The organism is Ornithinicoccus halotolerans, from assembly GCF_009602535.1.
Lineage (GTDB): Bacteria > Actinomycetota > Actinomycetes > Actinomycetales > Dermatophilaceae > Ornithinicoccus > Ornithinicoccus halotolerans.
The window spans coordinates 31,600-53,491 of the sequence record NZ_WIQI01000003.1; the positions used below are offsets into that span (position 1 = coordinate 31,600).

23 protein-coding genes are annotated in these 21,892 nt (G+C 73.6%); 12 read left to right on the forward strand and 11 right to left on the reverse strand.

Features of this window, described 5'->3' with window-relative positions:
- Nucleotides 1–4 precede the first annotated feature (4 nt).
- Nucleotides 5–601 carry a DinB family protein gene (locus tag GFJ45_RS01185; RefSeq protein ID WP_153393154.1) on the reverse strand — a complete coding sequence of 199 codons (597 nt, stop codon included), beginning with the start codon at nt 599–601 and terminating at the stop codon, nt 5–7.
- 251 nt (nt 602–852) lie between these two features.
- Between GFJ45_RS01185 and GFJ45_RS01190 the strand changes: the two genes are divergently transcribed.
- Complete coding sequence (locus tag GFJ45_RS01190) at nt 853–1,566, forward strand: M23 family metallopeptidase (protein WP_153393156.1); 714 nt, start codon at nt 853–855, stop codon at nt 1,564–1,566.
- Here GFJ45_RS01190 and ychF read toward each other — a convergent pair.
- Nucleotides 1,556–2,641 (reverse strand): redox-regulated ATPase YchF, encoded by a 1,086-nt coding sequence (gene ychF / locus GFJ45_RS01195; RefSeq protein ID WP_153393159.1) that lies wholly within the window; start codon nt 2,639–2,641, stop codon nt 1,556–1,558. The genes GFJ45_RS01190 and ychF overlap by 11 nt on opposite strands.
- 125 nt (nt 2,642–2,766) lie before the next feature.
- Between ychF and GFJ45_RS01200 the strand changes: the two genes are divergently transcribed.
- Together GFJ45_RS01200 and GFJ45_RS01205 are read left to right on the forward strand one after the other, a co-directional pair.
- Complete coding sequence (locus tag GFJ45_RS01200; protein ID WP_153393162.1) at nt 2,767–3,783, forward strand: sodium:calcium antiporter; 1,017 nt, start codon at nt 2,767–2,769, stop codon at nt 3,781–3,783.
- 36 nt (nt 3,784–3,819) lie between these two features.
- Nucleotides 3,820–5,007, forward strand: a complete 1,188-nt coding sequence (locus GFJ45_RS01205) for a DNA recombination protein RmuC (RefSeq protein ID WP_153393165.1) — start codon at nt 3,820–3,822, stop codon at nt 5,005–5,007.
- Between the two features lie 21 nt (nt 5,008–5,028).
- On the opposite strand, the gene GFJ45_RS01210 is transcribed toward GFJ45_RS01205, so the two are convergent.
- Nucleotides 5,029–6,084, reverse strand: coding sequence for a 4-hydroxy-3-methylbut-2-enyl diphosphate reductase (locus GFJ45_RS01210; protein WP_153393168.1), 1,056 nt, complete (start codon nt 6,082–6,084; stop codon nt 5,029–5,031).
- Between the two features lie 108 nt (nt 6,085–6,192).
- Between GFJ45_RS01210 and GFJ45_RS01215 the strand changes: the two genes are divergently transcribed.
- Nucleotides 6,193–7,872, forward strand: coding sequence for a DUF885 domain-containing protein (locus GFJ45_RS01215; RefSeq protein ID WP_153393171.1), 1,680 nt, complete (start codon nt 6,193–6,195; stop codon nt 7,870–7,872).
- A gap of 51 nt (nt 7,873–7,923) precedes the next feature.
- Nucleotides 7,924–8,910, forward strand: coding sequence for a TIGR03557 family F420-dependent LLM class oxidoreductase (locus tag GFJ45_RS01220; protein ID WP_153393174.1), 987 nt, complete (start codon nt 7,924–7,926; stop codon nt 8,908–8,910).
- On the opposite strand, the gene GFJ45_RS01225 is transcribed toward GFJ45_RS01220, so the two are convergent.
- Nucleotides 8,907–9,650, reverse strand: coding sequence for an alpha/beta fold hydrolase (locus GFJ45_RS01225; RefSeq protein ID WP_194288451.1), 744 nt, complete (start codon nt 9,648–9,650; stop codon nt 8,907–8,909). The two genes, GFJ45_RS01220 and GFJ45_RS01225, sit on opposite strands and share 4 nt — an antisense overlap.
- Between GFJ45_RS01225 and xseA the strand changes: the two genes are divergently transcribed.
- Nucleotides 9,649–10,926, forward strand: coding sequence for an exodeoxyribonuclease VII large subunit (gene xseA / locus GFJ45_RS01230; RefSeq protein ID WP_153393180.1), 1,278 nt, complete (start codon nt 9,649–9,651; stop codon nt 10,924–10,926). The genes GFJ45_RS01225 and xseA overlap by 2 nt on opposite strands.
- A gap of 9 nt (nt 10,927–10,935) precedes the next feature.
- A complete protein-coding gene (locus tag GFJ45_RS01235) occupies nt 10,936–11,178 on the forward strand; it encodes an exodeoxyribonuclease VII small subunit (RefSeq protein WP_153393183.1) in 243 nt (80 codons plus the stop codon).
- Nucleotides 11,179–11,182: 4 nt separating this feature from the next.
- Here the strand turns inward: GFJ45_RS01235 and GFJ45_RS01240 are convergent, their stop codons facing one another.
- Entirely contained in the window at nt 11,183–11,806 is a 624-nt protein-coding gene (locus GFJ45_RS01240; RefSeq protein WP_194288452.1) for a DUF4245 domain-containing protein, read from the reverse strand.
- Nucleotides 11,807–11,925: 119 nt separating this feature from the next.
- Here GFJ45_RS01240 and glpX point away from each other — a divergent pair, with 119 nt between their 5' ends.
- From glpX to GFJ45_RS01255, 3 genes are all read left to right on the forward strand, one after another.
- Complete coding sequence (gene glpX, locus GFJ45_RS01245) at nt 11,926–12,954, forward strand: class II fructose-bisphosphatase (RefSeq protein ID WP_153393189.1); 1,029 nt, start codon at nt 11,926–11,928, stop codon at nt 12,952–12,954.
- Nucleotides 12,954–13,889 (forward strand): carbohydrate kinase family protein, encoded by a 936-nt coding sequence (locus GFJ45_RS01250; protein WP_153393193.1) that lies wholly within the window; start codon nt 12,954–12,956, stop codon nt 13,887–13,889. The genes glpX and GFJ45_RS01250 overlap by 1 nt, the downstream gene beginning before the upstream one ends.
- Nucleotides 13,890–14,063: 174 nt before the next feature.
- On the forward strand, nt 14,064–14,558 hold the full coding sequence (locus GFJ45_RS01255; protein ID WP_153393196.1) for a beta-class carbonic anhydrase: 495 nt from the start codon (nt 14,064–14,066) through the stop codon (nt 14,556–14,558).
- A gap of 18 nt (nt 14,559–14,576) precedes the next feature.
- On the opposite strand, the gene glmM is transcribed toward GFJ45_RS01255, so the two are convergent.
- From glmM to rplM, 3 genes are all read right to left on the reverse strand, one after another.
- A complete protein-coding gene (glmM, locus tag GFJ45_RS01260) occupies nt 14,577–15,932 on the reverse strand; it encodes a phosphoglucosamine mutase (RefSeq protein WP_153393199.1) in 1,356 nt (451 codons plus the stop codon).
- 190 nt (nt 15,933–16,122) lie between these two features.
- Nucleotides 16,123–16,614 carry a 30S ribosomal protein S9 gene (gene rpsI / locus GFJ45_RS01265; protein WP_153393202.1) on the reverse strand — a complete coding sequence of 164 codons (492 nt, stop codon included), beginning with the start codon at nt 16,612–16,614 and terminating at the stop codon, nt 16,123–16,125.
- Between the two features lie 56 nt (nt 16,615–16,670).
- Complete coding sequence (rplM, locus tag GFJ45_RS01270) at nt 16,671–17,114, reverse strand: 50S ribosomal protein L13 (protein WP_153393205.1); 444 nt, start codon at nt 17,112–17,114, stop codon at nt 16,671–16,673.
- A 181-nt stretch (nt 17,115–17,295) separates the two neighbouring features.
- On the opposite strand from rplM, the gene GFJ45_RS01275 reads away from it, so the two are divergent.
- Nucleotides 17,296–17,874, forward strand: a complete 579-nt coding sequence (locus GFJ45_RS01275; protein ID WP_228386324.1) for a helix-turn-helix domain-containing protein — start codon at nt 17,296–17,298, stop codon at nt 17,872–17,874.
- A gap of 102 nt (nt 17,875–17,976) precedes the next feature.
- Here the strand turns inward: GFJ45_RS01275 and GFJ45_RS01280 are convergent, their stop codons facing one another.
- Nucleotides 17,977–19,374, reverse strand: a complete 1,398-nt coding sequence (locus GFJ45_RS01280) for an LVIVD repeat-containing protein (RefSeq protein WP_228386326.1) — start codon at nt 19,372–19,374, stop codon at nt 17,977–17,979.
- 160 nt (nt 19,375–19,534) lie between these two features.
- On the opposite strand from GFJ45_RS01280, the gene GFJ45_RS01285 reads away from it, so the two are divergent.
- Nucleotides 19,535–20,374, forward strand: coding sequence for a DUF305 domain-containing protein (locus GFJ45_RS01285; RefSeq protein ID WP_153393215.1), 840 nt, complete (start codon nt 19,535–19,537; stop codon nt 20,372–20,374).
- Between the two features lie 42 nt (nt 20,375–20,416).
- On the opposite strand, the gene GFJ45_RS01290 is transcribed toward GFJ45_RS01285, so the two are convergent.
- Nucleotides 20,417–20,740 carry a TraR/DksA family transcriptional regulator gene (locus GFJ45_RS01290; protein WP_153393218.1) on the reverse strand — a complete coding sequence of 108 codons (324 nt, stop codon included), beginning with the start codon at nt 20,738–20,740 and terminating at the stop codon, nt 20,417–20,419.
- A 41-nt stretch (nt 20,741–20,781) separates the two neighbouring features.
- Nucleotides 20,782–21,816, reverse strand: coding sequence for an NADH:flavin oxidoreductase/NADH oxidase (locus tag GFJ45_RS01295; RefSeq protein WP_407670366.1), 1,035 nt, complete (start codon nt 21,814–21,816; stop codon nt 20,782–20,784).
- Between the last annotated feature and the right edge of the window lie 76 nt (nt 21,817–21,892).

Genomic DNA, 21,892 nt, shown 5'->3' on the forward strand with positions numbered 1-21,892 from the left:
CGCCTCAGCGCGCCCGGGCAGCCGCCTCCTCCGCTGCCTGCCGGAGCCGACCGACGTAGGCCTCCCACCAGGCGGCGTCGTGCTCGGGCACGTTGCTGACCCCCTCCCGCAGCCCCGCCTGGCCGTCGAGCTGCTCGCGCACGATGTCGGCATGCCCGGCGTGGCGGGCGGTCTCGGCCACGACGTGGACCAGCAGGGTGTGCAGCGTCGGCTCGTCACGCCCGGGGGGCCACCACGGCACGCGCCCGGTGTCGGTCAGCGCGCGGGCCGCTACCGTCTCGGCGGTGTGCGCCCAGGCCCGCCGGTAGAGCCCGACCACGTCCGCCCGCGTCTCCTCGGGCGTGGCCCACAGGTCCGTGTTGTCCTCCTCGGACACGCCGTCGGCCTCCCACGGCGGCGGGTCCGGCCAGCGCCGCCCGAAGCACTCCCCGAAGTAGCCCAGCTCCATCCACGCCAGGTGCTTGACCAGACCGAGCAGGTTGGTGCCGGTGGGAGTCACCGGCCAGCGCACCTCCCGCTCGCCCAGCCCCTCCAGCTTCCACAGCACGGCGTCGCGGTGCCCTTGCAGGTAGCGCAGCAGCACGTCCTTCGGCTGGTCCATGCCGTCACGCTGCTGGTCCTGGCGACCCCCGTCAACTGGTTTCGGTGCGGGCGACCTCGTGGCCGGTGCCGGAGGGCCCGGCCCCGGAACCTGCGTCGACTACGGTGGACACGCCGCGGCGGGGTCAACGCTGGCTGACGCCTGGCCCGGCAGCCGCGACAAGCAGGGCAGGAGGCTGTGATGGGCGAACCGTTCCGGCGCGAGACGACGGCACTGCGGGGGGCGCTGGAGGGACCGGGCGCGGAGTCCGCGTGAGCCAGGTGGCCGTGCTGGACCTCCCGTTCACGGGTCGGTGGTCCGTGCAGAACAGCCCGGCGCGCCGGGTGCCCAGCCATGGCACCGACCGGCTGGGGACGCGCTACGCGATCGACTTCGTCGGGGTGGACGACGAGCACCGGACCGCCCCGCTGCGCGACTGGCGGACCGTCCTCGCGACCGAGCCACCAGAGCGGTTCGTCGCCTTCGGCCGCCCCATCCTGGCTCCCACTTCCGGGACTGTCGTGGCGGTCCACGACGGAGAGGCTGACCACGCCGCGCGCCGGTCGCCGTTGGCACTGGTGCCCTACGCGCTCGGCCAGGCGGCCCGGCTCCGGCAGGGGCTGCACGCCATCACCGGCAACTACGTGACCGTCACCCACGGTGACACCGGCACCGTCGTCACCCTCGTCCACCTGCGGTCCGGGAGCCTGCGCGTCGGGGTGGGGGACGAGGTGTCCGCCGGCCAGCAGCTCGCCGAGTGCGGCAACTCCGGGAACTCGACGCAACCCCACGTGCACGTCCAGGTCACCGACAGCGTGGACTGGGCCGTGAGCCACGGTGTCCCGCTGCGGTTCCGCCACTACCGGGAGCTGCCCCCCGGCGCTGACCGGTTCCAGGACGTCGAGACCGGCGTCCCAGCCGAGGCGGCCGTCGTCGAGCCACGACTGGACCGTGGACCGGCGGGCGGCGACCCGGTCAGACGTTGAAGCGGAACTCCACCACGTCCCCGTCCTGCATGACGTAGTCCTTGCCCTCGATCCGCACCTTGCCAGCAGCGCGGGCCTCGGCCATCGAGCCGAGCGCCGCCAGCTCCTCGAAGGAGATCACCTCGGCCTTGATGAAGCCACGCTGGAAGTCGGTGTGGATGACACCGGCTGCCTGCGGGGCGGTCCACCCCGTGCGGATCGTCCACGCGCGGGACTCCTTGGGTCCCGCCGTCAGGAAGGTCTGCAGCCCGAGGGTGTGGAAGCCCACGCGCGCGAGCTGATCGAGCCCGGGCTCGGTGACACCGACCGACGCGAGCAGCTCGGCGGCCTCCCCGGCCTCGAGCTCGGCCAGGTCCGACTCCAGCTTGGCGTTGAGGTAGATGGCCTCGGCCGGCGCGACCAGCTCGGCGAGCTCGGCGTGCAGCCCCTCGTCGGTGAGCCCGTCCTCGTCCAGGTTGAAGACGTAGAGGAACGGCTTGGTGGTCAGCAGGCCCAGCTGCCGGGCGATGCCACGGTCCACCCCCGCGGCCGCACCGGCCGCGTACAGGGTGTCGCCGGCCTCGAGCACCCGCTGCGCCGACAGCGCGGTGTCGAGCACCTCGCGGTCGGTCTTCTTGCCCTTGACCTCCTTCTCGATCCGCGGCACGGCGGCCTCGAGGGTCTGCAGGTCGGCGAGGATGAGCTCGGTGTTGATGGTCTCGATGTCGTCCTTGGGGCTGACCTGCCCCTCGACGTGCACCACGTCGTCGTCCTGGAAGGCACGCACCACCTGGCAGATGGCGTCCGCCTCGCGGATGTTCGCCAGGAACTTGTTGCCCAGTCCCTCCCCCTCGGAGGCGCCGCGCACGATACCGGCGATGTCGACGAAGCTGACCGGAGCCGGCAGGGTGCGGGCGCTGCCGAAGATCTCGGCCAGCCGGTCCAGCCGGGAGTCCTTCAGCGGCACCACCCCGATGTTGGGCTCGATCGTGGCGAACGGGTAGTTCGCCGCCAGGGCGGTGTTCTTGGTCAGTGCGTTGAAGAGGGTGGACTTGCCGACGTTGGGCAGTCCGACGATTCCGATGGTGAGGGCCACGGGGACGACAGTCTAGTCGCCGCTCCCGGCGGGGCCCGCCATGCGGTCCCGGCGATGGTCGTCTTAGATGGCGGGGTCGACCACGGACCACGATCGAGGGGACGCTGTTGCCTGCGCTGGAGACGATGGCACTGGGGCCGGCCACGGTGGTGTTCGCCCTGTGCGCCGCCGTCATCGGCGTCGTCGGGACCCGGCTGGCCCGCGTGGTGGACGCGCTCGCGGACCGCACCGGCATCGGGGAGGCGGTCGCCGGCGCGGTGCTGCTGGGGCTGGCCACCTCGCTGAGCGGCAGCGTGCTCTCGGTGTCGGCCGCCTGGTCCGGCAACGCCGAGCTGGCGCTCAGCAACGCGGTGGGCGGCATCGCCGTCCAGACGCTCTTCCTCGCGGTCGCCGACGTGACCTACCGGCGCGCCAACCTGGAGCACGCCGCGGCGTCGCTGGGCAACATGATGCAGGCCGCACTGCTGGTGTCCCAGATGTCGCTGCTGATGATCGCCTTCGTCATGCCCGAGTGGACCATCGCTCACGTCCACGTCGTGACGCCGGCGCTGCTCGGCTCCTACGTGTACAGCGTGCGGCTGGTGCGCACCACGCAGAGCAGGCCGATGTGGGCGCCCTCCCGGACGGCCGAGACCAAGCAGGACGTCCCCGAGGAGGAGAACGCCACCCTGTCGCTCCGCCGGCTGCTGGGCAGCTTCGCGGTGCTCGCGGTGACCATCGCGCTGGCCGGCTGGACCCTGGAGAAGAGCGCGACGGTGATCGCCGAGGACACCGGGATGGGCCACGCCGTGGTGGGCAGCCTCTTCACCGCGACGGCCACCTCGCTGCCGGAGCTCGTGACGACGCTCTCCGCGGTGCGCAGCGGGGCGCTGACCCTCGCGGTGGCCGGCATCATCGGCGGCAACGCCTTCGACACCCTCTTCGCCGCCTTCTCCGACATCGCCTACCGGGAGGGGTCGGTGTACCACGCCGTCTCCAGCCCGGTGGTCTTCTGGACCGCCCTCGGCACGCTGATGACCGGCTTCCTGCTCATGGGCCTCATCCGCCGCGAGGAGCGGGGGCCAGGTCGCATCGGCTTCGAGAGCGTCGCCCTGTTCGGGTTCTACGCCCTGGGCGTGGTCGTGGTCCTCACCGCCGGCTGAGCGGACCTGTCGGTGGGAACTGGCACGGTGGTCGCCATGGAGACGTGGATGCTGCTGCTGGGCCTCGCCGCCGGCGGGGTGCTGGGCTGGCTGCTCTGCCGCTGGGGGTATGCGGCTCGCTCGGCCGCGCTGGTGACCGAGCGTGACCTGCTGCGCGAGCGGGTGGTGGACCTGGAGGCCGCGGTGGGCGACGACGCGCAGACCGCCGCGGCGCTCGCGCCACTGCGGGAGGCGCTGACCCGGGTCGAGCAGCAGGTCGGCACCCTGGAGCGGGACCGCACCCGGCAGTTCGCCGCCCTGGAGGCCACCATGGGTCATGTCCAGGCGGCGACGTCGGACCTGGGCAGGCAGACCCGGTCCCTGGCCGGCTCGCTGAACTCCTCCTCGGTGCGCGGGGCGTGGGGCGAGGTGCAGCTGCGCCGGGTGCTGGAGCACGCCGGGCTTCTGGGCCGGTGTGACTTCGACGAGCAGGTCGCCGCCACGGCGCGGCACGGCAACCGGGTGCGGCCCGACGTGGTCGTGTCCCTCCCAGGCGGCAAGCACCTCGTCGTGGACGCCAAGGCGCCGATGCGGGCCTTCCTCGACGCCCAGGCCGACGGGACCGACGGTGCGGCCCGCGAGCGGCTGCTGGACGAGCACGCGGCCGCGCTGCGCTCGCACGTGTCCGCGCTGGCCGCCAAGGAGTACTGGACCGCCTTCGCGTCCGCACCCGAGATGGTGGTGTGCTTCGTGCCGACCGAGGCCATGCTGTCGGTGGCGCTGGCCCGCGACCCGGGGCTGCACGAGGAGGCCATGGCCAAGCGGGTGGTGCTCGTGGGGCCGGGTGCCCTGCTGGCGCTGCTGCGCACGGTGGCGTTCACGTGGCAGCAGGACGCCCTGACCGACCATGCCCGGGAGCTGATGGAGCTGGGCAAGGAGCTGTACGGCCGGCTCGCCACGCTCGGCGGCCACGCCGTCTCGATGGGCCGGGCGCTGCAGCGCTCGGTGGAGTCCTACAACCAGCTGGTCGGGGCGCTGGAGTCCCGGGTGCTGGTGACGGCGCGCCGGATGCAGGACCTGGACCTGGTCGCGGACCGGCTGGATCCGGTGTCGCCGGTCCACGCGGCGCCCCGGCCGCTCACCGCCGTGGAGCTGCTGGAGGCGGTCGCCGAGGACACCCGCCCGGAGCTGCAGTTGAGCGACCCTCCCGGGACCGCTCGCCGGGGTGGCGAGCAGGCCGGGTGAGCCGAGCCGCGACCGGCGGAGTCAGTGCCGCGCGCCGGCGTCGTGGCGGAACCTTGCGTCCTGACCGTCCCGCTTCTTCAGGTCCCGTCGGATCTCGTTCGGCAGCGCGAACAGCAGCGACTCCTCGGCCGCGACCACCGGCTCGACGTCCTCGAAGCCCTGCGTGGCCAACCAGTCCAGCACGTCGCGCACCAGGATCTCGGGCACGCTGGCGCCGCTGGTGACACCGACGGTGCGCACGCCCGCCAGCCACGTCGGGTCGATCTCCTCGGCGTAGTCGATGAGGTGGCCGTCGCGAGCCCCGTGCTCCAGCGCCACCTCGACCAGCCGTACCGAGTTGGAGGAGTTGCGCGACCCGACGACCAGCATCAGGTCACAGTCCGCGGCCATCTGCTTGACGGCCACCTGCCGGTTCTGGGTGGCGTAGCAGATGTCGTCGCTCGGCGGGTCCTGCAGCTTGGGGAACCGCTCGCGCAGCCGCCGCACCGTCTCCATCGTCTCGTCCACCGACAGCGTGGTCTGCGAGAGCCACACGACCCGCTCGGGGTCGCGGACCTCCACCTGCTCGGCCTCCTCCGGGCTCTGCACGAGGGTGATGTGCTCGGGCGCCTCGCCAGAGGTCCCCTCGACCTCCTCGTGACCGGCGTGCCCGATCAGCAGGATGTCGTGGTCCTCCTTCGCGAACCGGGTCGCCTCCCGGTGCACCTTGGTGACCAGGGGGCAGGTGGCGTCGATGGTGGTCAGGTTGAGCGCGCTGGCCTCCTGGTGCACCTGCGGGGAGACCCCGTGCGCGGAGAAGATGACGGTCTGGCCCTCGGGCACCTGGTCGGTCTCGTCCACGAAGACGGCACCCCGCCTCTCCAGCGTCGCCACCACGTGCTTGTTGTGCACGATCTGCTTGCGGACGTAGATCGGCGGCCCGTACAGCTCCAGCGCCTTCTCGACGGTCACGACAGCACGGTCGACACCGGCGCAGTAGCCGCGTGGCGCGGCGAGCAGCACGCGCTTGCCGCCCGCCGGGTCGTCGGCGGGCGTGGCCACGGTCACCTGCTGGCTGGGGGAAGTCACGCCCTCCATGGTAGGCGCCCGAGCGCGCCGACCCCAGCCGGTCACGGGGCCCGGCGACAGCTGCTGCGGGTCGAGCGCCGACGCGCAACGACGGAACCAGCCTGCCAGGATGCGGGCATGAGCGCTGTCACGACGCCCCGCCAGCTGGCGGACCGCTTTGTCAACGATCTGGCCGACCTGGACCCGCAGGTGGCGACCGGGCTGGGGCTGCGGCCGCACGACGACCGGGTGCCGGACCTCTCCCCGGCCGGGCACCGGGCCCGGGCCGACCTGGCCCGCGGCGTGCTCACCGAGCTGGACCGCCTCGAGAGCGAGGCCGGGCCGCAGGGATGGGACGAGCAGGAGCAGCGGTGCGCCACCCTGCTCCGGGAGCGGCTGGGGGTGGAGCTGGAGGCCCACGAGGCCGGCGAGCAGCTGCGGGCGGTGCGCAACCTGTTCGCCCCGCCGCAGGCGGTCCGGCAGATGTTCGCGATGATGCCCACGAGCACCGACGAGGACTGGGCCTGCGTGGGTCGGCGGATGGCCCGGGTGCCGGAGGCCTTCCGCTCCTACGTCGAGTCACTGGAGGAGGGCCGGCGCCGCGGTCTGCTCGCCGCGCCGCGGCAGGTCACCACGCTCGCCGACCAGCTGGCCGAGTGGGTGGACTCCGGCTGGTTCCGCGACTTCGTCGGCGGCGGCCCCGCTGAGCGGCTGCCCGAGCTGAACCGCGCAGCCGACGCGGCGACCGAGGGCACCGCGGAGCTGCGGGACTACCTCCGCCAGGCCTACCTGCCCGCCACCGAGGGCACCCCCGACGCGGTCGGCGAGGAGCGCTACCGGCTGGGGGTGCGCCGCTGGACGGGCGCCGACCTGGACCCCCGGGAGACCTATGCCTGGGGCTGGCAGGAGGTGCTCCGCATCGGCGCCGAGATGCGCGAGCTGGCCGAGCAGATCCTGCCCGGGTCGACGCCGGTGGCAGCGATGCGGCACCTGGACCAGCACGGCCGGGCGGTCGAGGGCGTCGACGAGGTCCGGCTGTGGCTGCAGTCGATGATGGACAAGGCCATTGCCGAGCTGGACGGCACCCACTTCGACATTGCCGAGCCGCTGCGGACCGTGGAGGCGATGATCGCCCCGTCCGGCAGCGCCGCCGCGCCGTACTACACGCGGCCGTCGGTGGACTTCTCCCGTCCCGGTCGCACCTGGCTGCCGACGCTGGGACGCACCCGGTTCCCGGTCTACGACCTGGTCAGCACCTGGTACCACGAGGGCGTCCCGGGCCACCACCTGCAGCTGGCGCAGTGGGTCTACGTCGCGCCGCAGCTGTCCATCTACCAGGCCACCCTCGGCTCCTCCAGCGGCGCGACCGAGGGCTGGGCGCTGTATGCCGAACGGCTGATGGACGAGCTGGGCTACCTGGACGCCGAGGAGCGGATGGGCTACCTGGACTGCCAGATGATGCGCGCGGTGCGGGTGGTCGTCGACATCGGCATGCACCTGGGGCTGCCGGTGCCGGAGGACTCGCCGATCGGGGCGGGCCAGGTGTGGACGCCCGAGCTGGCCGAGCAGTTCTTCGCCGCCCACTCCGGCCGCTCGGCCGACTTCATCGCCTCCGAGATCGTGCGTTACCTGGGCTGGCCCGGGCAGGCGATCAGCTACAAGGTGGGCGAGCGCACCTGGCTGGAGGGCCGGGAGGCCGCGCGCCGGGCACACCAGGAGCGTGGGGTGGGCTTCGACCTCAAGGACTGGCACATGAAGGCGCTCTCCCTCGGCGCCCTCGGCCTGGACGACCTGCGAGCCGAGCTGGCGCGACTCTGAGCCGTCCTGGCTGCGGTGGCGGCCTCCGGGCCAGGCCGCGAGCATGACGGGATGACACGGTTCGGCTACACCCTCTTCACCGAGCAGAGCGGCCCTCGGGACCTGGTGCGCCACGCCAGTGCGGCCGAGCGGGCGGGGTTCGACTTCGAGGTGGCCAGCGACCACTACTTCCCGTGGCTGTCGGCCCAGGGCCACGCTCCCTACGTGTGGAGCGTCCTGGGGGCCGTCGCCCAGGTGACCGAGCGGGTCGACCTGGCCACCTTCGTCACCTGCCCGATCCTGCGCTACCACCCCGCCGTCGTCGCGCAGAAGGCGGCGACGATGCAGCTGCTCGCGCAGGGGCGGTTCCTGCTGGGGCTGGGCGCGGGCGAGAACCTCAACGAGCACGTCGTCGGGGTCGGCTGGCCCTCGGTCGACGTCCGGCACGCCATGCTCGAGGAGGCGGTGCACATCATCCGGGAGCTGCACACCGGCGAGCTGGTCACCTGGGAGGGTGACCACTTCCGGGTCGACTCCGCGCGGGTGTGGGACCTGCCCGCTGACGGCGTCCCCCTCGGGATCGCCGTCAGCGGTGACCGGTCGGTCGAACGGTTCGCGCCGCTGTCCGACCACCTCATCGCCACCGAGCCGGACGCCGGGCTCGTCGCCTCGTGGACGGAGGCGCGTGGCGGCCGTGGTCCCGGAGGGAGCACCCGGGCCATCGGCCAGATCCCGATCTGCTGGGACCCGGACGCCGAGCGGGCGCGGCAGCGGGCTCACCAGCAGTTCCGGTGGTTCGCCGGCGGGTGGCGGGTCAACGCGGACCTGCCGAGCACGCGCGGCTTCGCCGGCGCCACCCAGTTCGTCCGGCCCGAGGACGTCGCGGCCACGATCCCCTGCGGTCCCGACCTCGATGCCATCGTGGAGTCGGTGCGGCCGTTCTGGGAGGCCGGCTACACCGATGTGGCGCTGGTGCAGGTCGGCGACGAGCGGGTCGACCAGTTCCTCGAGGAGGTCGCCCCCGAGCTGCTCTCCAGGCTCCGGGCGGCCGCCGGCTAGCCAGCCGTGCCCGGGGGCGGCTGCCGTCCGGCGCCCAGCCGCGCCAGCTCCTCCCGAAGCACGCCCGCCAGCTGCTCCCGGTGCGTCAGCGGCAGCAGGTGGGTGGCGCGCGGCACCGTCACGACCCGGACCTGCCGGCCGGCCCTGGCGTAGTGGCGCGCGTGCAGCCGCATCTGGTCGAGCTGGCCGTTGACCAGCACCACCGGGCAGTCGAGGCCGGCGAGCAGGGCGGGCCGGCACTCCTCCATCACCAGCTGCCAGGCCGCGCCGGTGGCGGCGTAGGCCTCCCCGCCCGGCAGCGCCGCCGCGGCCTCACCGCGCGCCCCCAGCCAGCGCATCACCGCGTTGACGCCTCGCGCCATCCGCTCCGGCCCCACCCGCGGGACGAGCGCCGCGAACCACCGGTACAGCGCCGCGCCCGGGCCGGTCGGGACCGCCGAGGCACCCACCAGCACCAGCGCGGCGAGCCGCTGCGGGTGCCGCGCGGCCCACAGCATCGCCAGGTAGCCGCCCAGGGAGTGCCCGACCAGCACCACCGGCTGACCGCGAGGAGCGGCGGCGACGGCAGCGTCGACGGTCGCCAGCGCGGACGTCCGCGTGAACTCCTCACCGGTGCGGGCCCCGTGCCCGGGCAGGTCCGGGGCCACCACCTCCGCCGCTGGCAGCAGCCGGTCGTACCCGGCCCACTGCGCCCGGGTCATCCGGGTGCCGTGCAGCAGCACCACCCGCGGCCGGCCCATGGCTCCTAAGGTAGGCGGCGTGAGCCAGCCTGCGCCCGAGGGGCCGGGGCGGCGCCTGCCCGCCACCGCCCGCGAGACCAGCGCCGAGCGGCCGTGGCCGGTCCGGACGCTGAGCATGAAGATCGCCGACTACGTGGACCGGATGTCCCCGCTGTGGGTGGAGGGCCAGATCGTGCAGCTGAACCGGCGCCCCGGGATGGGCACCGCCTTCCTGACGCTGCGTGACACCGACGTCGACATGTCGCTGTCGGTGGCGGTGCCGGTCCCCGCGCTGGACGCCATGGGCCCGGTCGACCAGGGCGCCCGCGTGGTCGTGCACGCCAAGCCCACCTTCTGGACCCGGCGCGGCACGCTGCAGCTGGAGGCGCGGCAGCTGCGCCACGTCGGCGTCGGGGAGCTGCTGGCACGGCTGGAGCACCTCAAGCAGCTGCTGCGCAGCGAGGGCCTGTTCGACGCCGACCGCAAGCGCGCGCTGCCGTTCCTGCCGCGACGGGTGGGCCTGGTGGTGGGCAGGGCCACGGCCGCCGAGCGCGACGTGGTCACCAACGCCCGCCGCCGCTGGCCGGCGGTCTCGTTCGAGGTCAGGCAGGTAGCGGTGCAGGGCACCGACACCGTCCCGCAGGTCAGCGCGGCACTCGCGGAGCTGGACACCCACCCGGAGGTGGACGTGATCGTGGTCGCCCGCGGCGGTGGGTCGTTCGAGGACCTGCTGCCGTTCAGCAACGAGGCGCTCGTGCGCGCGGTCGCGGACTGCCGTACCCCCGTGGTCAGCGCCATCGGCCACGAGTCCGACACCCCGCTGCTGGACTTCGTCGCCGACCTGCGCGCCTCCACGCCCACCCACGCGGCCAGCCGCATCGTGCCCGACCGCGCCGACGAGCTGGCCGGCCTGGCCACCGTCACCCGCCGCGGCCGCACCGCGCTGGGACGCCGGGTCGCCGCCGAGCGGGAGCGGCTTGCGGCGCTGCTGTCCCGCCCGGTGATGACCGACCGCGGTGCCGTCGTCGCGGCCTACCGCGCGGAGGTGACCGGCGCGCGTGACCGCGGCCGGGACGGCCTGCGCGCGCGACTGGAGCGGGAGCGGGACCGGGTCGGGCACCTGGCCCGGCACCTGCGGGCCGTCTCCCCGCAGCACACCCTCGAACGCGGCTACGCCGTCGTGCGCCACGCCGCCGGCGGCATCGTCCGCGACGTGGCGGAGGTGGAGCCGGAGGAGCTGCTCCGGGTCACCGTCGCCCGTGGTGACTTCGCGGTGCATCCCGTCACCGGCCGTTAGGCTGGGACGATGGCCGAGGACCAGAGCGAGCAGACCCCCGTCTCCGAGCTGAGCTACGAGCAGGCCCGCGACGAGCTGGTGGCCATCGTGTCCCGCATCGAGGGCGGGCAGGCGCCGCTGGAGGAGTCGATGCGCCTGTGGGAGCGCGGCGAGCAGCTGGCCGCCCACTGCCAGGCCTGCCTGGACCAGGCGCAGGAGCAGCTGGACCGGGCCAGTGCCACCGCCGCCGGCGAGCAGGGCCAGGGCGGCTGACCGGTCACTCCGGGAGCGGCTGCAGCGACTCGGCCAGCCGCGTCAGCTCCGCCAGCTCGGCCGTGCCGTGCACCACGGTGGTCACCTGCTGGCCGGCTCCCGGCTGTGCGGGCGGAAGGACCAGTGAGGTCGCGCCGCTGCCCTGCCACACCTGCCAGCTCGCCGTCCCCTCCGGCCCATCGATCTCCCTCCGCCCCACCTGGGTGGCGTCCTCCCCCACCAGCGCCCGCTGCCAGCCGGCCAGGGCCGAGCCGGAGGCTCCGGTCTGGTCCAGGGCCGCGTGCTCACCCTCGGGGGTGCTCCAGCCCACGCGCCAGGAGCGCACCTGCGCCACGGCGCTGTACCGGGCGTACGTCGCCGTCCAGCCCTGCTCCAGCTCACCGGCCACCCACAGCGGCCAGCCGGACTGCTCCTGGGCGTAGCGGGCCGGGGAGACCACCTCGACCGGCTGCCGCTGCAGCTGTTCGCTGTCCGCCGGCTGGATCGCCCAGACCACGAACACGAGCGCCAGCACCGCGAGCATGGAGTACACCATGTTCTTGGTCGAGTAGGACCGCAGCCGTTGCCGGCTGCGCTTGGCAGCCGACTCCGGCTGCGGCCGGGGCTGGTCCGACGGCGGTGCAGTCACGGTGCCATCGTCCCATCTCTGGCCGGGCGGTATCGTCGGGCTGCACCGTCGCAACCCGAACCCGGAGACCGCGGCGCCCATGACCCGGGCCGCCGGTCCAGGAGAGCAGGAGTCAAGGCATGGCGTTCGACCCCACCGGCAGTGCCTCCCGCGAGGCGGTCATCCCGGACCGGAACCTGGCCCTGGAGCTGGTCCGTGTCACCGAGGCCGCCGCCCTGGCCGCCGGCCGCTGGGTCGGACTCGGTGACAAGAACAGCGCCGACCGCGCCGCGGTCGAGGCAATGCGCAAGGTGATCTCGCGGGTGGCGATGGACGGCACGGTCGTCATCGGGGAGGGCGAGAAGGACGAGGCCCCGATGCTCTACAACGGCGAGCAGGTGGGTGACGGCACCGGCCCGGGCGTCGACGTCGCGGTCGACCCGATCGACGGCACCACGCTGACCGCCAAGGGGATGGACAACGCCATCGCGGTCATGGCGGTCTCCGAGCGAGGCACGATGTACGACCCGAGCGCGGTGTTCTACATGGACAAGCTGGTCACCGGGCCGGAGGCAGCCGAGGACGTCGACATCCGGCTGCCCATCGCCGAGAACATCCGGCGGGTGGCCAAGGCCAAGCACAAGGACCGCGCCGACGTCACCGTCATCATGCTGGACCGGCCGCGGCACGAGGACATGGCCCAGCAGGTGCGCGAGGCCGGCGCCCGGTTGCGGTTCATCACCGACGGTGACGTCGCCGGGGGGATCGCCGCGGCCCGTGAGGAGGGCGGCGTGGACATGCTGCTGGGCATCGGCGGAACACCCGAGGGGATCATCACCGCATGCGCGATCAAGGCCCTGGGCGGGGTGATCCAGGGCCGGCTGTGGCCCAAGGACGACGAGGAGCGCCAGCGGGCCATCGACGCCGGGCACGACCTCTCCGCGGTGCTGTCGACCGACGACCTCGTCACCGGTGAGAACTGCTTCTTCGTCGCCACCGGCATCACCAGCGGCGAGCTGCTGCGCGGCGTGCGGTACGGCGCCGGGACCGCCACCACCAACTCGCTGGTGATGCGTTCCAAGTCCGGCACCATCCGGCTCGTCGAGGCCCACCACCGGCTGGACAAGGTCGCCGCACTGGCCGATCGCTACGCCCCGACCGGGCGGTGATGGCGGACCCGGCCGAGACCGACGTCCTCGTCGTCGGGGAGGCCCTCATCGACCGGATCGAGCGGGACGGGACGGTCGTCGGGGAGCACGTCGGAGGCAGCCCGGCCAACGTCGCGGCCGGACTGGCGCGGCTCGGGCACCCGGTCGAGCTCGCCACCCACCTGGGGGCGGACGAGCGCGGCCAGCAGATCGCCGACCACCTGGCGGCCCACGGGGTGCGGCTGTCAGCCGGCACCGACCGCTCCGCCACCACCTCGGTGGCGACCGCGCGGCTGGACGCCGGCGGAGCCGCCGGGTACGACTTCGATCTCGAGTGGCGGCTGGGCGAGGTTCCGCTGGACGGCGTCGGTCACCTGCACACCGGCTCCATCGCGGCCACCCTGGAGCCCGGCGGCTCGCAGGTGCTCGCGCTACTGGACCGGGCCCGCGCGGCCGGCGCGACGGTGTCCTACGACCCGAACGCCCGGCCGGGGATCATGGGGGGCGCCGACGAGGTACGGGCCCGGGTCGAGGACTACGTGCGCCGCAGCGACATCGTCAAGGCCAGCGACGAGGACCTGGCCTGGCTCTACGCGGGGGCATCGCTGACCGAGGTCATGCAGCGGTGGCGGCGATCCGGCCCGGCGGCGGTCGTGGTCACCCGCGGCGGGTCCGGTGCCCTGGTCCAGGTCGGAGAGGCCGAACCGGTCCCAGCGCCGGCGCCGCCGGTGCAGGTCGTGGACACCGTCGGGGCGGGCGACTCGTTCATGGCCGGCCTGGTCTCCGGGCTGCTGGACGCCGGGCTGCTCGGGCGCTCCGGCGCGCGGCAGGCGCTGGCGCAGGGGGACGCCGGTCGCGTGCTGGCCGCGGTCCGGCGCGGGCTGGCCTGCGCCGCGCTCACCGTCTCCCGGGCCGGCGCGTACTCCCCGACCCGGCAGGAGCTGGTGGCCGGCTGACTGGGTGCGGCCGCCCGGACGTGCCCCACTACGCTGAGGGCGCGCCCGTGGATGGGCACGGTGGCGTTCCCGCCGTCGATGGCCGGCGGACGCGGCGCCGGGCATGGCGAGGTGTGGCAGAGCGTGGCCGGGCGAGAACCATCGGCAAGCCCCGGGTTGGGAGTGAGGACTGAGATGACTGGTTTCGAGGACCTGCTGGCGGCCAACGCCGCCTACGCCGAGGACTTCTCCCTCGGCGGCTTCGACGGTGTCGCTCATGCCGGGGTGGCGATCGTCACCTGCATGGACTCCCGCATCGAGCCGTTGCAGATGGTGGGGCTCACCCACGGTGACGCCAAGATCTTCCGCAACCCCGGAGGCCGGGTGACCGACGCCGCGCTGGAGGCGCTGGTGCTCGGAGTGCACCTGCTGGGGGTGCGCCGGGTGATGGTCGTGCCGCACACCCGCTGCGCGATGACGCGGTTCACCGAGGAGGAGCTGCGGGAGCGGATCACCGAGCTGGCTGGCCAGGACGCCTGGTGGCAGAGCTTCGGCGTGGTGCCCGACCAGCACGCGGCGCTGGTGGCGGACGTGCGCCGGGTCACCAGCCACCCCCTCATCGGCGACCGGGCCGAGGTCGGTGGCTTCCGCTACGACGTCGACACCGGGCGGCTCGAGCAGCTGCTCTGACCCGGCGGCACCGCCGCCTCAGGCGCGCTGCAGCGCCAGTCGCTGGCGGACGACACCGGCCAGCCGATCGGCCTGCTGCTGGGCGCGCTCGGCCGTGTCGGCCTCGACCATGACCCGGACCACCGGTTCGGTGCCGGACTTGCGCAGCAGCACCCGCCCGGCGCTGCCCAGCTCGGCGGTGACGGCCGCGACCTCCGCCTGCACGGCGGGGTCGTCGTCGACGGCGTCCTTGTCGACGTCCTTGACGTTGATCAGCACCTGCGGCAACCGGGCGATCCCGGCGGCCAGGTCGGCGAGCCGACGGCGGGTCTGCGCCACCCATGCGGCCAGGTGCAGCGCGGTCAGCACGCCGTCTCCGGTCGTGCCGACCCCGAGCATGATGACGTGCCCGGACTGCTCGCCACCCAGCGCGTAGCCGCGCAGTCGCATCTCCTCCAGCACGTACCGGTCGCCCACGGCGGTCCGGACGACCCGGATGCCGTGACGCTCCATCGCCTGGATCAGGCCCAGGTTGCTCATCACCGTGGCGACCAGGGTGTCGCGGTGCAGCCGACCTGTCTCCTTCATCGCGATGGCCAGGATGCCCATGATCTGGTCGCCGTCCACGACCGCCCCGGTGTGGTCGACCGCCAGGCAGCGGTCGGCGTCGCCGTCGAAGGCCACCCCGAAGTCGGCACCGTGCTCGACGACAGCGGCCTGCAGCGGCTCCAGGTGGGTCGAGCCGTGCCCGTCGTTGATGTTCAGCCCGTCGGGCTCACCGCCGATGAGGGTGACGTGCGCGCCCGAGCGCCGGAACGCCTGCCGGCCCACCTCACTGGCGGCCCCGTGCGCGGCGTCGATCACCACGTGGAGCCCGTCCAGCCGGTGCGGCAGCGAGGTGAGCAGGTGGGCGAGGTAGCGCTCGGCGCCGTCGCTGTAGTCCTGGATCCGGCCCACCGCGGCCCCCACCGGCCGTTCCCAGTCCGCGCCCAGACTGGCCTGGATCTCGTCCTCCACCTCATCGGGTAGCTTGTGACCGCCGCGGGCGAAGAACTTGATGCCGTTGTCGGGCATCGGGTTGTGGGAGGCCGACAGCATGGCGCCGAAGTCGGCACCGGTGGCCTTGGTCAGGTAGGCCACCGCCGGCGTCGGCAGCACCCCCACGTCCGACACGTCCACGCCGGCGGAGGCCAGTCCGGCCGAGGTGGCGGCCGACAGGAACTCCCCGGAGGCCCGCGGGTCCCGCCCCACGATCGCCCGGGGCCGGTGCCCCTCGAACGTGCCGTGCTCGGCGAGCACCCGGGCCGCCGCGGACGCCAGGTCCAGGGCCAGCTCGGCCGTGATGTCCACGTTGGCCGTGCCCCGCACGCCGTCGGTGCCGAACAGTCGAGCCATCAGGGTCGTGCCTTCCTCTGAGGGGATCGTGCGGCAGCGCCGCATCGCAGTATGCCGCAGCCTCGCCACGGCGTCGTCGGGACCGCACCGACCCGGCGCCGAACGGCCCCCGACACACGCGACGGTGGCGACCGCCGGCCGGGGGCCGGGCAGGTCGCCACCGTCGGGAGCGGCCAGGGGCCGCGGCAGCTCAGCGCTTGCTGTACTGCGGGGCCTTGCGGGCCTTCTTCAGGCCGGCCTTCTTGCGCTCCGGGACCCGGGGGTCACGGGTGAGCAGACCGGCCTTCTTCAGGGCCGGGCGGTTGAGCTCGGCATCCACGGCGTTCAGCGACCGTGCCACGCCCAGCCGGACCGCGCCGGCCTGGCCGGAGGGCCCGCCACCGTGCACGCGCACGAGGACGTCGTAGGAGCCCTGCAGGTCCAGCACAGCCAGCGGCTCGTTGACGATCTGCTGGTGCACCTTGTTGGGGAAGTACTCCTCCAGGGTGCGGCCGTTGATCCGCCACTCCCCGGTGCCCGGGACGATGCGCACCCGGGCGATGGCCTGCTTGCGGCGACCGGTCCCGGCGCCCGGAGCGCTCGCGGACGGCCGGGCGGCCTGCTCCACCGTCGTGGTGGACTCGGTCGTGTACTCGGACAGGGTGTTCTCGTCGAACTCGGCGTCGGTGTCGTTGACAGTCATGTCAGCCACGTCTCTCCTCGGTTGGCTCTGGGGGGCAGGGGCGTCCGTGGCCGGACTTACTGCGCGACCTGCGAGATCTCGTAGGGCACCGGCTTCTGGGCCGCGTGCGGGTGGGTGTCGCCGGCGTAGACCTTCAGCTTCTTCAGCTGCTGGCGGCCCAGCGAGTTCTTGGGGAGCATGCCGCGGATGGCGCGCTCCACGGCGCGGGTGGGGTGCTTGGCCAGCATCTCCTCATACCCCATGCTCTTGATCCCGCCGGGGTAGCCGGAGTGGCGCCAGGCGCGCTTCTGCTCCAGCTTGCGGCCGGTGAGGACGACCTTGTCGGCGTTGACGATGATGACGAAGTCGCCGGTGTCGATGTGGGGGGCGTAGATCGTCTTGTGCTTGCCGCGCAGCAGAGACGCGGCCTGGGAGGCCAGGCGGCCCAGCACGACGTCCGTGGCGTCGATGACGTGCCAGGCTCGGGTCACGTCGCCAGGCTTCGGGGTGTAGGTGCGCACGGTGAATCCTCGTCAGTCGTCTCGGATGGCAACAGCAGTCCATTCTACGGGGGGCGGTTGCCGCCCCCAAATCACGCGAACGCGCAGGTCAGTGCGGGTTCGCTGGCGTGCTGGCGCGCCGGTACCCAGGTTCTGTGCACAGAGAGTGTGCATTCTGCGCCCGAGCGGCTACGGTGGGCCCGTGCCCGAGTCCTCCTCCGCGCCGGCGACGGGCTCGAGCGCGCTGCGCACGCTGGCCCACCCGCTGCGGTCCCGGCTGCTGGCCGAGCTGCGGGTGCACGGGGAGGCGACCGCGACCGAGCTGGCCGCGGCGCTGGCCACCAACACCGGCGCGACCAGCTATCACCTGCGGCGGCTGGCCGAGGTGGGCCTGGTCGAGGACACCGGCACCGGGACCGGCCGGCGCCGGGTGTGGCGCGCGAGCCCCGGCGCCGGCGATCCGGTCGCCGACGACTCCGGTCCCCCGCTGGACGAGGACGACCAGGCAGCGGCGCAGTGGCTGGCCCTCGACTATGCCGAGCACTTCCACGGCCGGGTCGCGGCCTGGGTGCACGACCGGGACGGCTGGCCGGCGCCGTGGCCCGCGCTGTGCGGGCTGGAGGACCACCAGGTGCAGGTCACCGGTGAACAGCTGGCGGCGCTCCGGGCCGAGCTGCTGGAGGTGCTGGCGCGCTACCGGCGGCTCGGGCAGGGCAACCCGCAGGCCCGGCGGGTCGTGGTCTACACCTGCGCGCTGCCGGTGGACCCGCCCCGCCGCTGACGCCGCCGAGCCGCTGACGCCACCTGCCCGGGACAGCCAGCGGCCCGGGGCCGCCGCGGTTGGCGGGTGCCCCGGGCCGCCGGCACGGCGGGTGACTGGCCGCTACTGGCCGTTGCCGACGTAGCGCGGCTGGGACTGGACGTTGAGCTCGTCCATCCGCACCTTCTCCGCGCCGGCCACCCGCTCGTCGTCGACGGCGATGACGTCGAAGCCCTTGCGGATGTCGGAGGAGTAGATGTAGCCGTTGTAGTAGTACGCCGACCACGAGCCGCCGAGGATGCGCTGCTCGTCACTGAGCGGGCCGCGCTCGAACCAGGCGAACTCCTCCGGGTTGGCCGAGTCGGTGAAGTCCCACAGCGAGACACCGCCCTGGTACCAGGCCTGGACCATGATGTCCTTGCCCTTCACCGGGATCAGCGAGCCGTTGTGGGCCACGCAGTTCTCGGTGGCCTGCTGGTGGCGCGGGATCTTGTAGTAGCTCGCGAACGACAGCTGGCCGCGCGCGTCCAGGTCGTAGATCGCGTTGGCGCCGCGCTCCGGGCCGGTCGCCTCGTTGCAGGTCGCGCCCGAGCCGCCGCCGAGCTCGTCGGTGAACACCACCTTGTTGGCCTTGCTGTTGAACGTCGCCGAGTGCCAGAACGAGAAGTTCTCGGTGTCCCGCACCCGCTCGATGACCTGCGGGCTCTCCGGGTGGGTGATGTCGAGGATGATGCCGTCACCCATGCACGCCCCGGCAGCCAGGTTCCGTCCCGGGAGGGCGGTGATGTCGTGGCAGCCGGTGGTCTGCCGCGAGTAGTTGTCGCCCGCGTTGCCGCCGCCGTCCTCGGCGAACAGGTTCGGGGTCGCCACCACCTCGGCCGCCGCTGGGTCGTCGACGGGCACCTCGATGATCGAGATGGAGTCGTGCGGCGGCTGACAGTTCGGGTAGCTCGAGTTCGGGCTGTAGCTGGAGACGTAGAGGTAGGCGGTCTTGCCGTTCTTCGAAGGCACCAGCGTGTGGGTGTGGGAGCCGCATGCGGTCTTCACGGCGCCGACGTACTGGGGCTCGGTCGCGTCGCTGATGTCGAAGATCCGCATGCCCTCCCAGTTCCGCTCCGGGTCCCGGTAGCTGCCGGGCTCGCTGGTGCAGGAGTCGTCGGTCCGGGCGTAGTCGACCGACAGGAACAGCAGGTCGCCGTAGACGCTCACGTCGCCCTGGCCGCCGGGGCACACCACCTGTGCGATCCGCTCCGGGTTGGCCGGGTCGGCCAGGTCGAACACCTGGAACCCGTTGTAGTTCCCGACGAACGCCTTGCCGTCCTGGAACGCCAGGTCGCTGCCGTAGGCCTCGGCCAGCGCGCCCTCGTGCGGCACGTTGGCCAGGTGCTCGACGTTGTCGCTGTGGGCCACCTCGTCGACCTCGAGCTCGTGCTCGTCGGCCCAGGCGCCGCCTGCCCCGCTGGCCACCAGGGCCAGGCCGGCGGCAGCGGACAGCAGCGTGTGCACGCGTCTGCGGCTCATGTGTCCTCCCGTCATCTCGGGGGACCTCTGCGCGCGGCCCCCTCCACCGGGTGACGCTAGTAGCGGCACGGCCCCGCTCCCAGGTCCGTGACCGAAGCCGAACCGAACCTTTACCCGGGGAAGAACGGGCCCGTCGGGAGGCTCGTGATTGGCTGGCCCCGTGGCTACCCCTCGACGCCTGCTCGGCACCGGCCTGCTCTGCACCGCGCTCCTCGCCGGCTGCTCCGGCGGGGACGACCCCGCCCCCGAGGGAGCCGGTAGCGCCGCCGGCACCACCGGCGAGGCCGCCGCGTCCGGCTCCCCCGGGGAGCCGGACAGCTCCGGGACGGTGCTGCAGCCGGGACGCCCCGGCGAGGCCAACACCACCCACACCGCCGCCCCGGAGGTGGCGGTGCCGGAGGCCAACGAGGCCGACGTGCGGTTCGCGCAGGACATGATCCTTCATCACCTGCAGGCGCTGGAGATGGTGGACCTGGTCGAGGGCCGGCTCACCGACCCGCAGGTGGCGGCGCTGGCCGACCGGATCCGTGCCGCCCAGGCGCCCGAGATCGACACCATGGCCCGCTGGCTGGCCCAGCACGACGCCCCGGTGCCGGAGGCGGCCGAGCAGGCAGGGGTGGACCTGGCCGAGCTGGGCGCCGAGCCGATGGCGCACGGCAGTGACAGCGGTGACAGCGGTGACAGCGGTGACAGCGGTGACAGCGGTGACAGCGGCCATGGTGACCACCACGGCGACCACGGCGGGGGGCACGCGGAGATGCCGGGCATGGCGACCCCCGAGCAGCTGGCCGACCTCGCCGCGGCCGAGGGAGCGGCCGCGGACCGGATGTTCCTGGAGCTGATGACCGCCCACCACGAGGGTGGGCTGGTGATGGCCAGCGAGCAGACCGAGTCCGGCGCCGAGCTGGTGATCAGCGAGCTGGCGCTCGGCGTCTACGCCGAGCAGCAGGCCGAGATCGGGCGGATGGCCGACCTGCAGGAGCGGCTGGCCGGGCGCTGAGGCCGCGCGCGGCCGCGGCTGGGAGGTGGCGGCCGCTGCGGCTCAGCTGTGCTGCAGGCACCGGGTGGCCCACGGCCGGGCCTCGAGCCGGGCCTCCCCGATCGGCCCGTCGCACTCGTCGCAGCGACCGTAGCTGCCGTCCTCCAGCTTGGCCAGCGCCCGACGGACCTTCTCGAGGATGGCGGCCAGGTTGTCGTGGGCGGTCACCGCGCTGAGCCGGTCCACTGCCATGGCGGTGCCGTCCCCGACCCGCTTGCCGAAGGAGATGGCGCCGAGGTCCTGCTGCGGCCGGGTCAGCTGCTCCATCTCGGCGAGCAGCTCGGTCTCCTTGGCGCGCAGCGCCTCCTCCAGCTGTGACGGCCTCATCGGCCCAGCATGCCACCGCGCCGGCCGTCCCAGGCGGACCGTCAGTAGAGGCGACGGTCGGAGACCCGGGCGTACTGCGGCGGCCAGCTGACCGCGCCCTCGGCGGCGAGCGCCACCGCGGCGCGGTGCCACCACCGCGGGTCCGCCAGCGCGCCGCGAGCCAGCAGCACCGCGTCGGCCTGGCCGGAGCGCAGCACGTGCTCGGCCTGGTGCGGCTCGGTGATCATGCCGACGGCGCCGGTGGCGACGCCGGCCTCGCGCCGGACCCGCTCGGCGAACCCGGTCTGGTACCCCGGACCCATGGGGATGTCGGGCTTGGCCAGGTTGCCGCCGGAGGAGACGTCGACCAGGTCCACGCCGCGCTCGGCGGCCCGCCGGGCCAGCTCGACGGTGCGGACCAGGTCACCCTCGACGCCGCCGGGAGCCTCCGCGGACCAGTCGGTGGCCGACACCCGCAGCAGCACCGGCATCGAGTCCGGCACGGCGGCGCGCACCGCGTCGACGACCTCGAGCGTGAGCCGGTCGCGGCCGGCGTCGTCCCCGCCGTAGCGGTCGGTGCGGGTGTTGACCAGCGGGCTGCGGAACTGGTGCAGCAGGTAGCCGTGCGCCCCGTGGACCTCCACGGTGTCGAAGCCGGCGTCGACGGCCAGCCGTGCGGCGTTCCCGAACGCGGCGACGACAGCGGCCACCTCGTCCTCGGCCAGGGCACGGGGGGCGGCGTAGCCCTCGAACGGCTCGGTGGTCGGCCCGACCGGCTCCCAGCCACCCTCCCGGGCCGGCACGGTGCCCGACTGCGGGCTGAACGGCGGCCAGGCCGAGCCCTTGCGCCCGGCGTGGGCCAGCTGGACACCGATGCGGCTGCCCCGGGCGTGCACGAAGTCCACGACCCGCCGCCAGGCGGCGACGTGCCCCTCGTCCCACAGCCCGGCGTCCCACGGAGAGATCCGCCCCTCCGGGGTGACGGCCGCGGCCTCGGTGAGGATCAGCGGCGCCCCGCCGGTGGCGAACCCGCCCAGGTGCACCAGATGCCAGTCGGTGACGGTGCCCGGGTCGCGAGGTCGCAGGAGTACTGGCACATCGGGGCGACCCAGGCGCGGTGGCCCAGCGTCAGCCCCCGGAGGGTGAGGGGATCGAACAGCAGGCTCATGGGCG

Coding starts and splice junctions, on each gene's coding strand:
- GFJ45_RS01185 (WP_153393154.1), bottom strand. CDS start 601: ATGGACCAGCCGAAGGACGTGCTGCTGCGCTACCTGCAAGGGCACCGC.
- GFJ45_RS01200 (WP_153393162.1), top strand. CDS start 2,767: ATGGCACTGGGGCCGGCCACGGTGGTGTTCGCCCTGTGCGCCGCCGTC.
- GFJ45_RS01205 (WP_153393165.1), top strand. CDS start 3,820: ATGGAGACGTGGATGCTGCTGCTGGGCCTCGCCGCCGGCGGGGTGCTG.
- GFJ45_RS01210 (WP_153393168.1), bottom strand. CDS start 6,084: ATGGAGGGCGTGACTTCCCCCAGCCAGCAGGTGACCGTGGCCACGCCC.
- GFJ45_RS01215 (WP_153393171.1), top strand. CDS start 6,193: ATGAGCGCTGTCACGACGCCCCGCCAGCTGGCGGACCGCTTTGTCAAC.
- GFJ45_RS01220 (WP_153393174.1), top strand. CDS start 7,924: ATGACACGGTTCGGCTACACCCTCTTCACCGAGCAGAGCGGCCCTCGG.
- xseA (WP_153393180.1), top strand. CDS start 9,649: ATGGCTCCTAAGGTAGGCGGCGTGAGCCAGCCTGCGCCCGAGGGGCCG.
- GFJ45_RS01225 (WP_194288451.1), bottom strand. CDS start 9,650: ATGGGCCGGCCGCGGGTGGTGCTGCTGCACGGCACCCGGATGACCCGG.
- GFJ45_RS01235 (WP_153393183.1), top strand. CDS start 10,936: ATGGCCGAGGACCAGAGCGAGCAGACCCCCGTCTCCGAGCTGAGCTAC.
- glpX (WP_153393189.1), top strand. CDS start 11,926: ATGGCGTTCGACCCCACCGGCAGTGCCTCCCGCGAGGCGGTCATCCCG.
- GFJ45_RS01250 (WP_153393193.1), top strand. CDS start 12,954: ATGGCGGACCCGGCCGAGACCGACGTCCTCGTCGTCGGGGAGGCCCTC.
- GFJ45_RS01255 (WP_153393196.1), top strand. CDS start 14,064: ATGACTGGTTTCGAGGACCTGCTGGCGGCCAACGCCGCCTACGCCGAG.
- glmM (WP_153393199.1), bottom strand. CDS start 15,932: ATGGCTCGACTGTTCGGCACCGACGGCGTGCGGGGCACGGCCAACGTG.
- rpsI (WP_153393202.1), bottom strand. CDS start 16,614: ATGACTGTCAACGACACCGACGCCGAGTTCGACGAGAACACCCTGTCC.
- GFJ45_RS01280 (WP_228386326.1), bottom strand. CDS start 19,374: ATGAGCCGCAGACGCGTGCACACGCTGCTGTCCGCTGCCGCCGGCCTG.
- GFJ45_RS01290 (WP_153393218.1), bottom strand. CDS start 20,740: ATGAGGCCGTCACAGCTGGAGGAGGCGCTGCGCGCCAAGGAGACCGAG.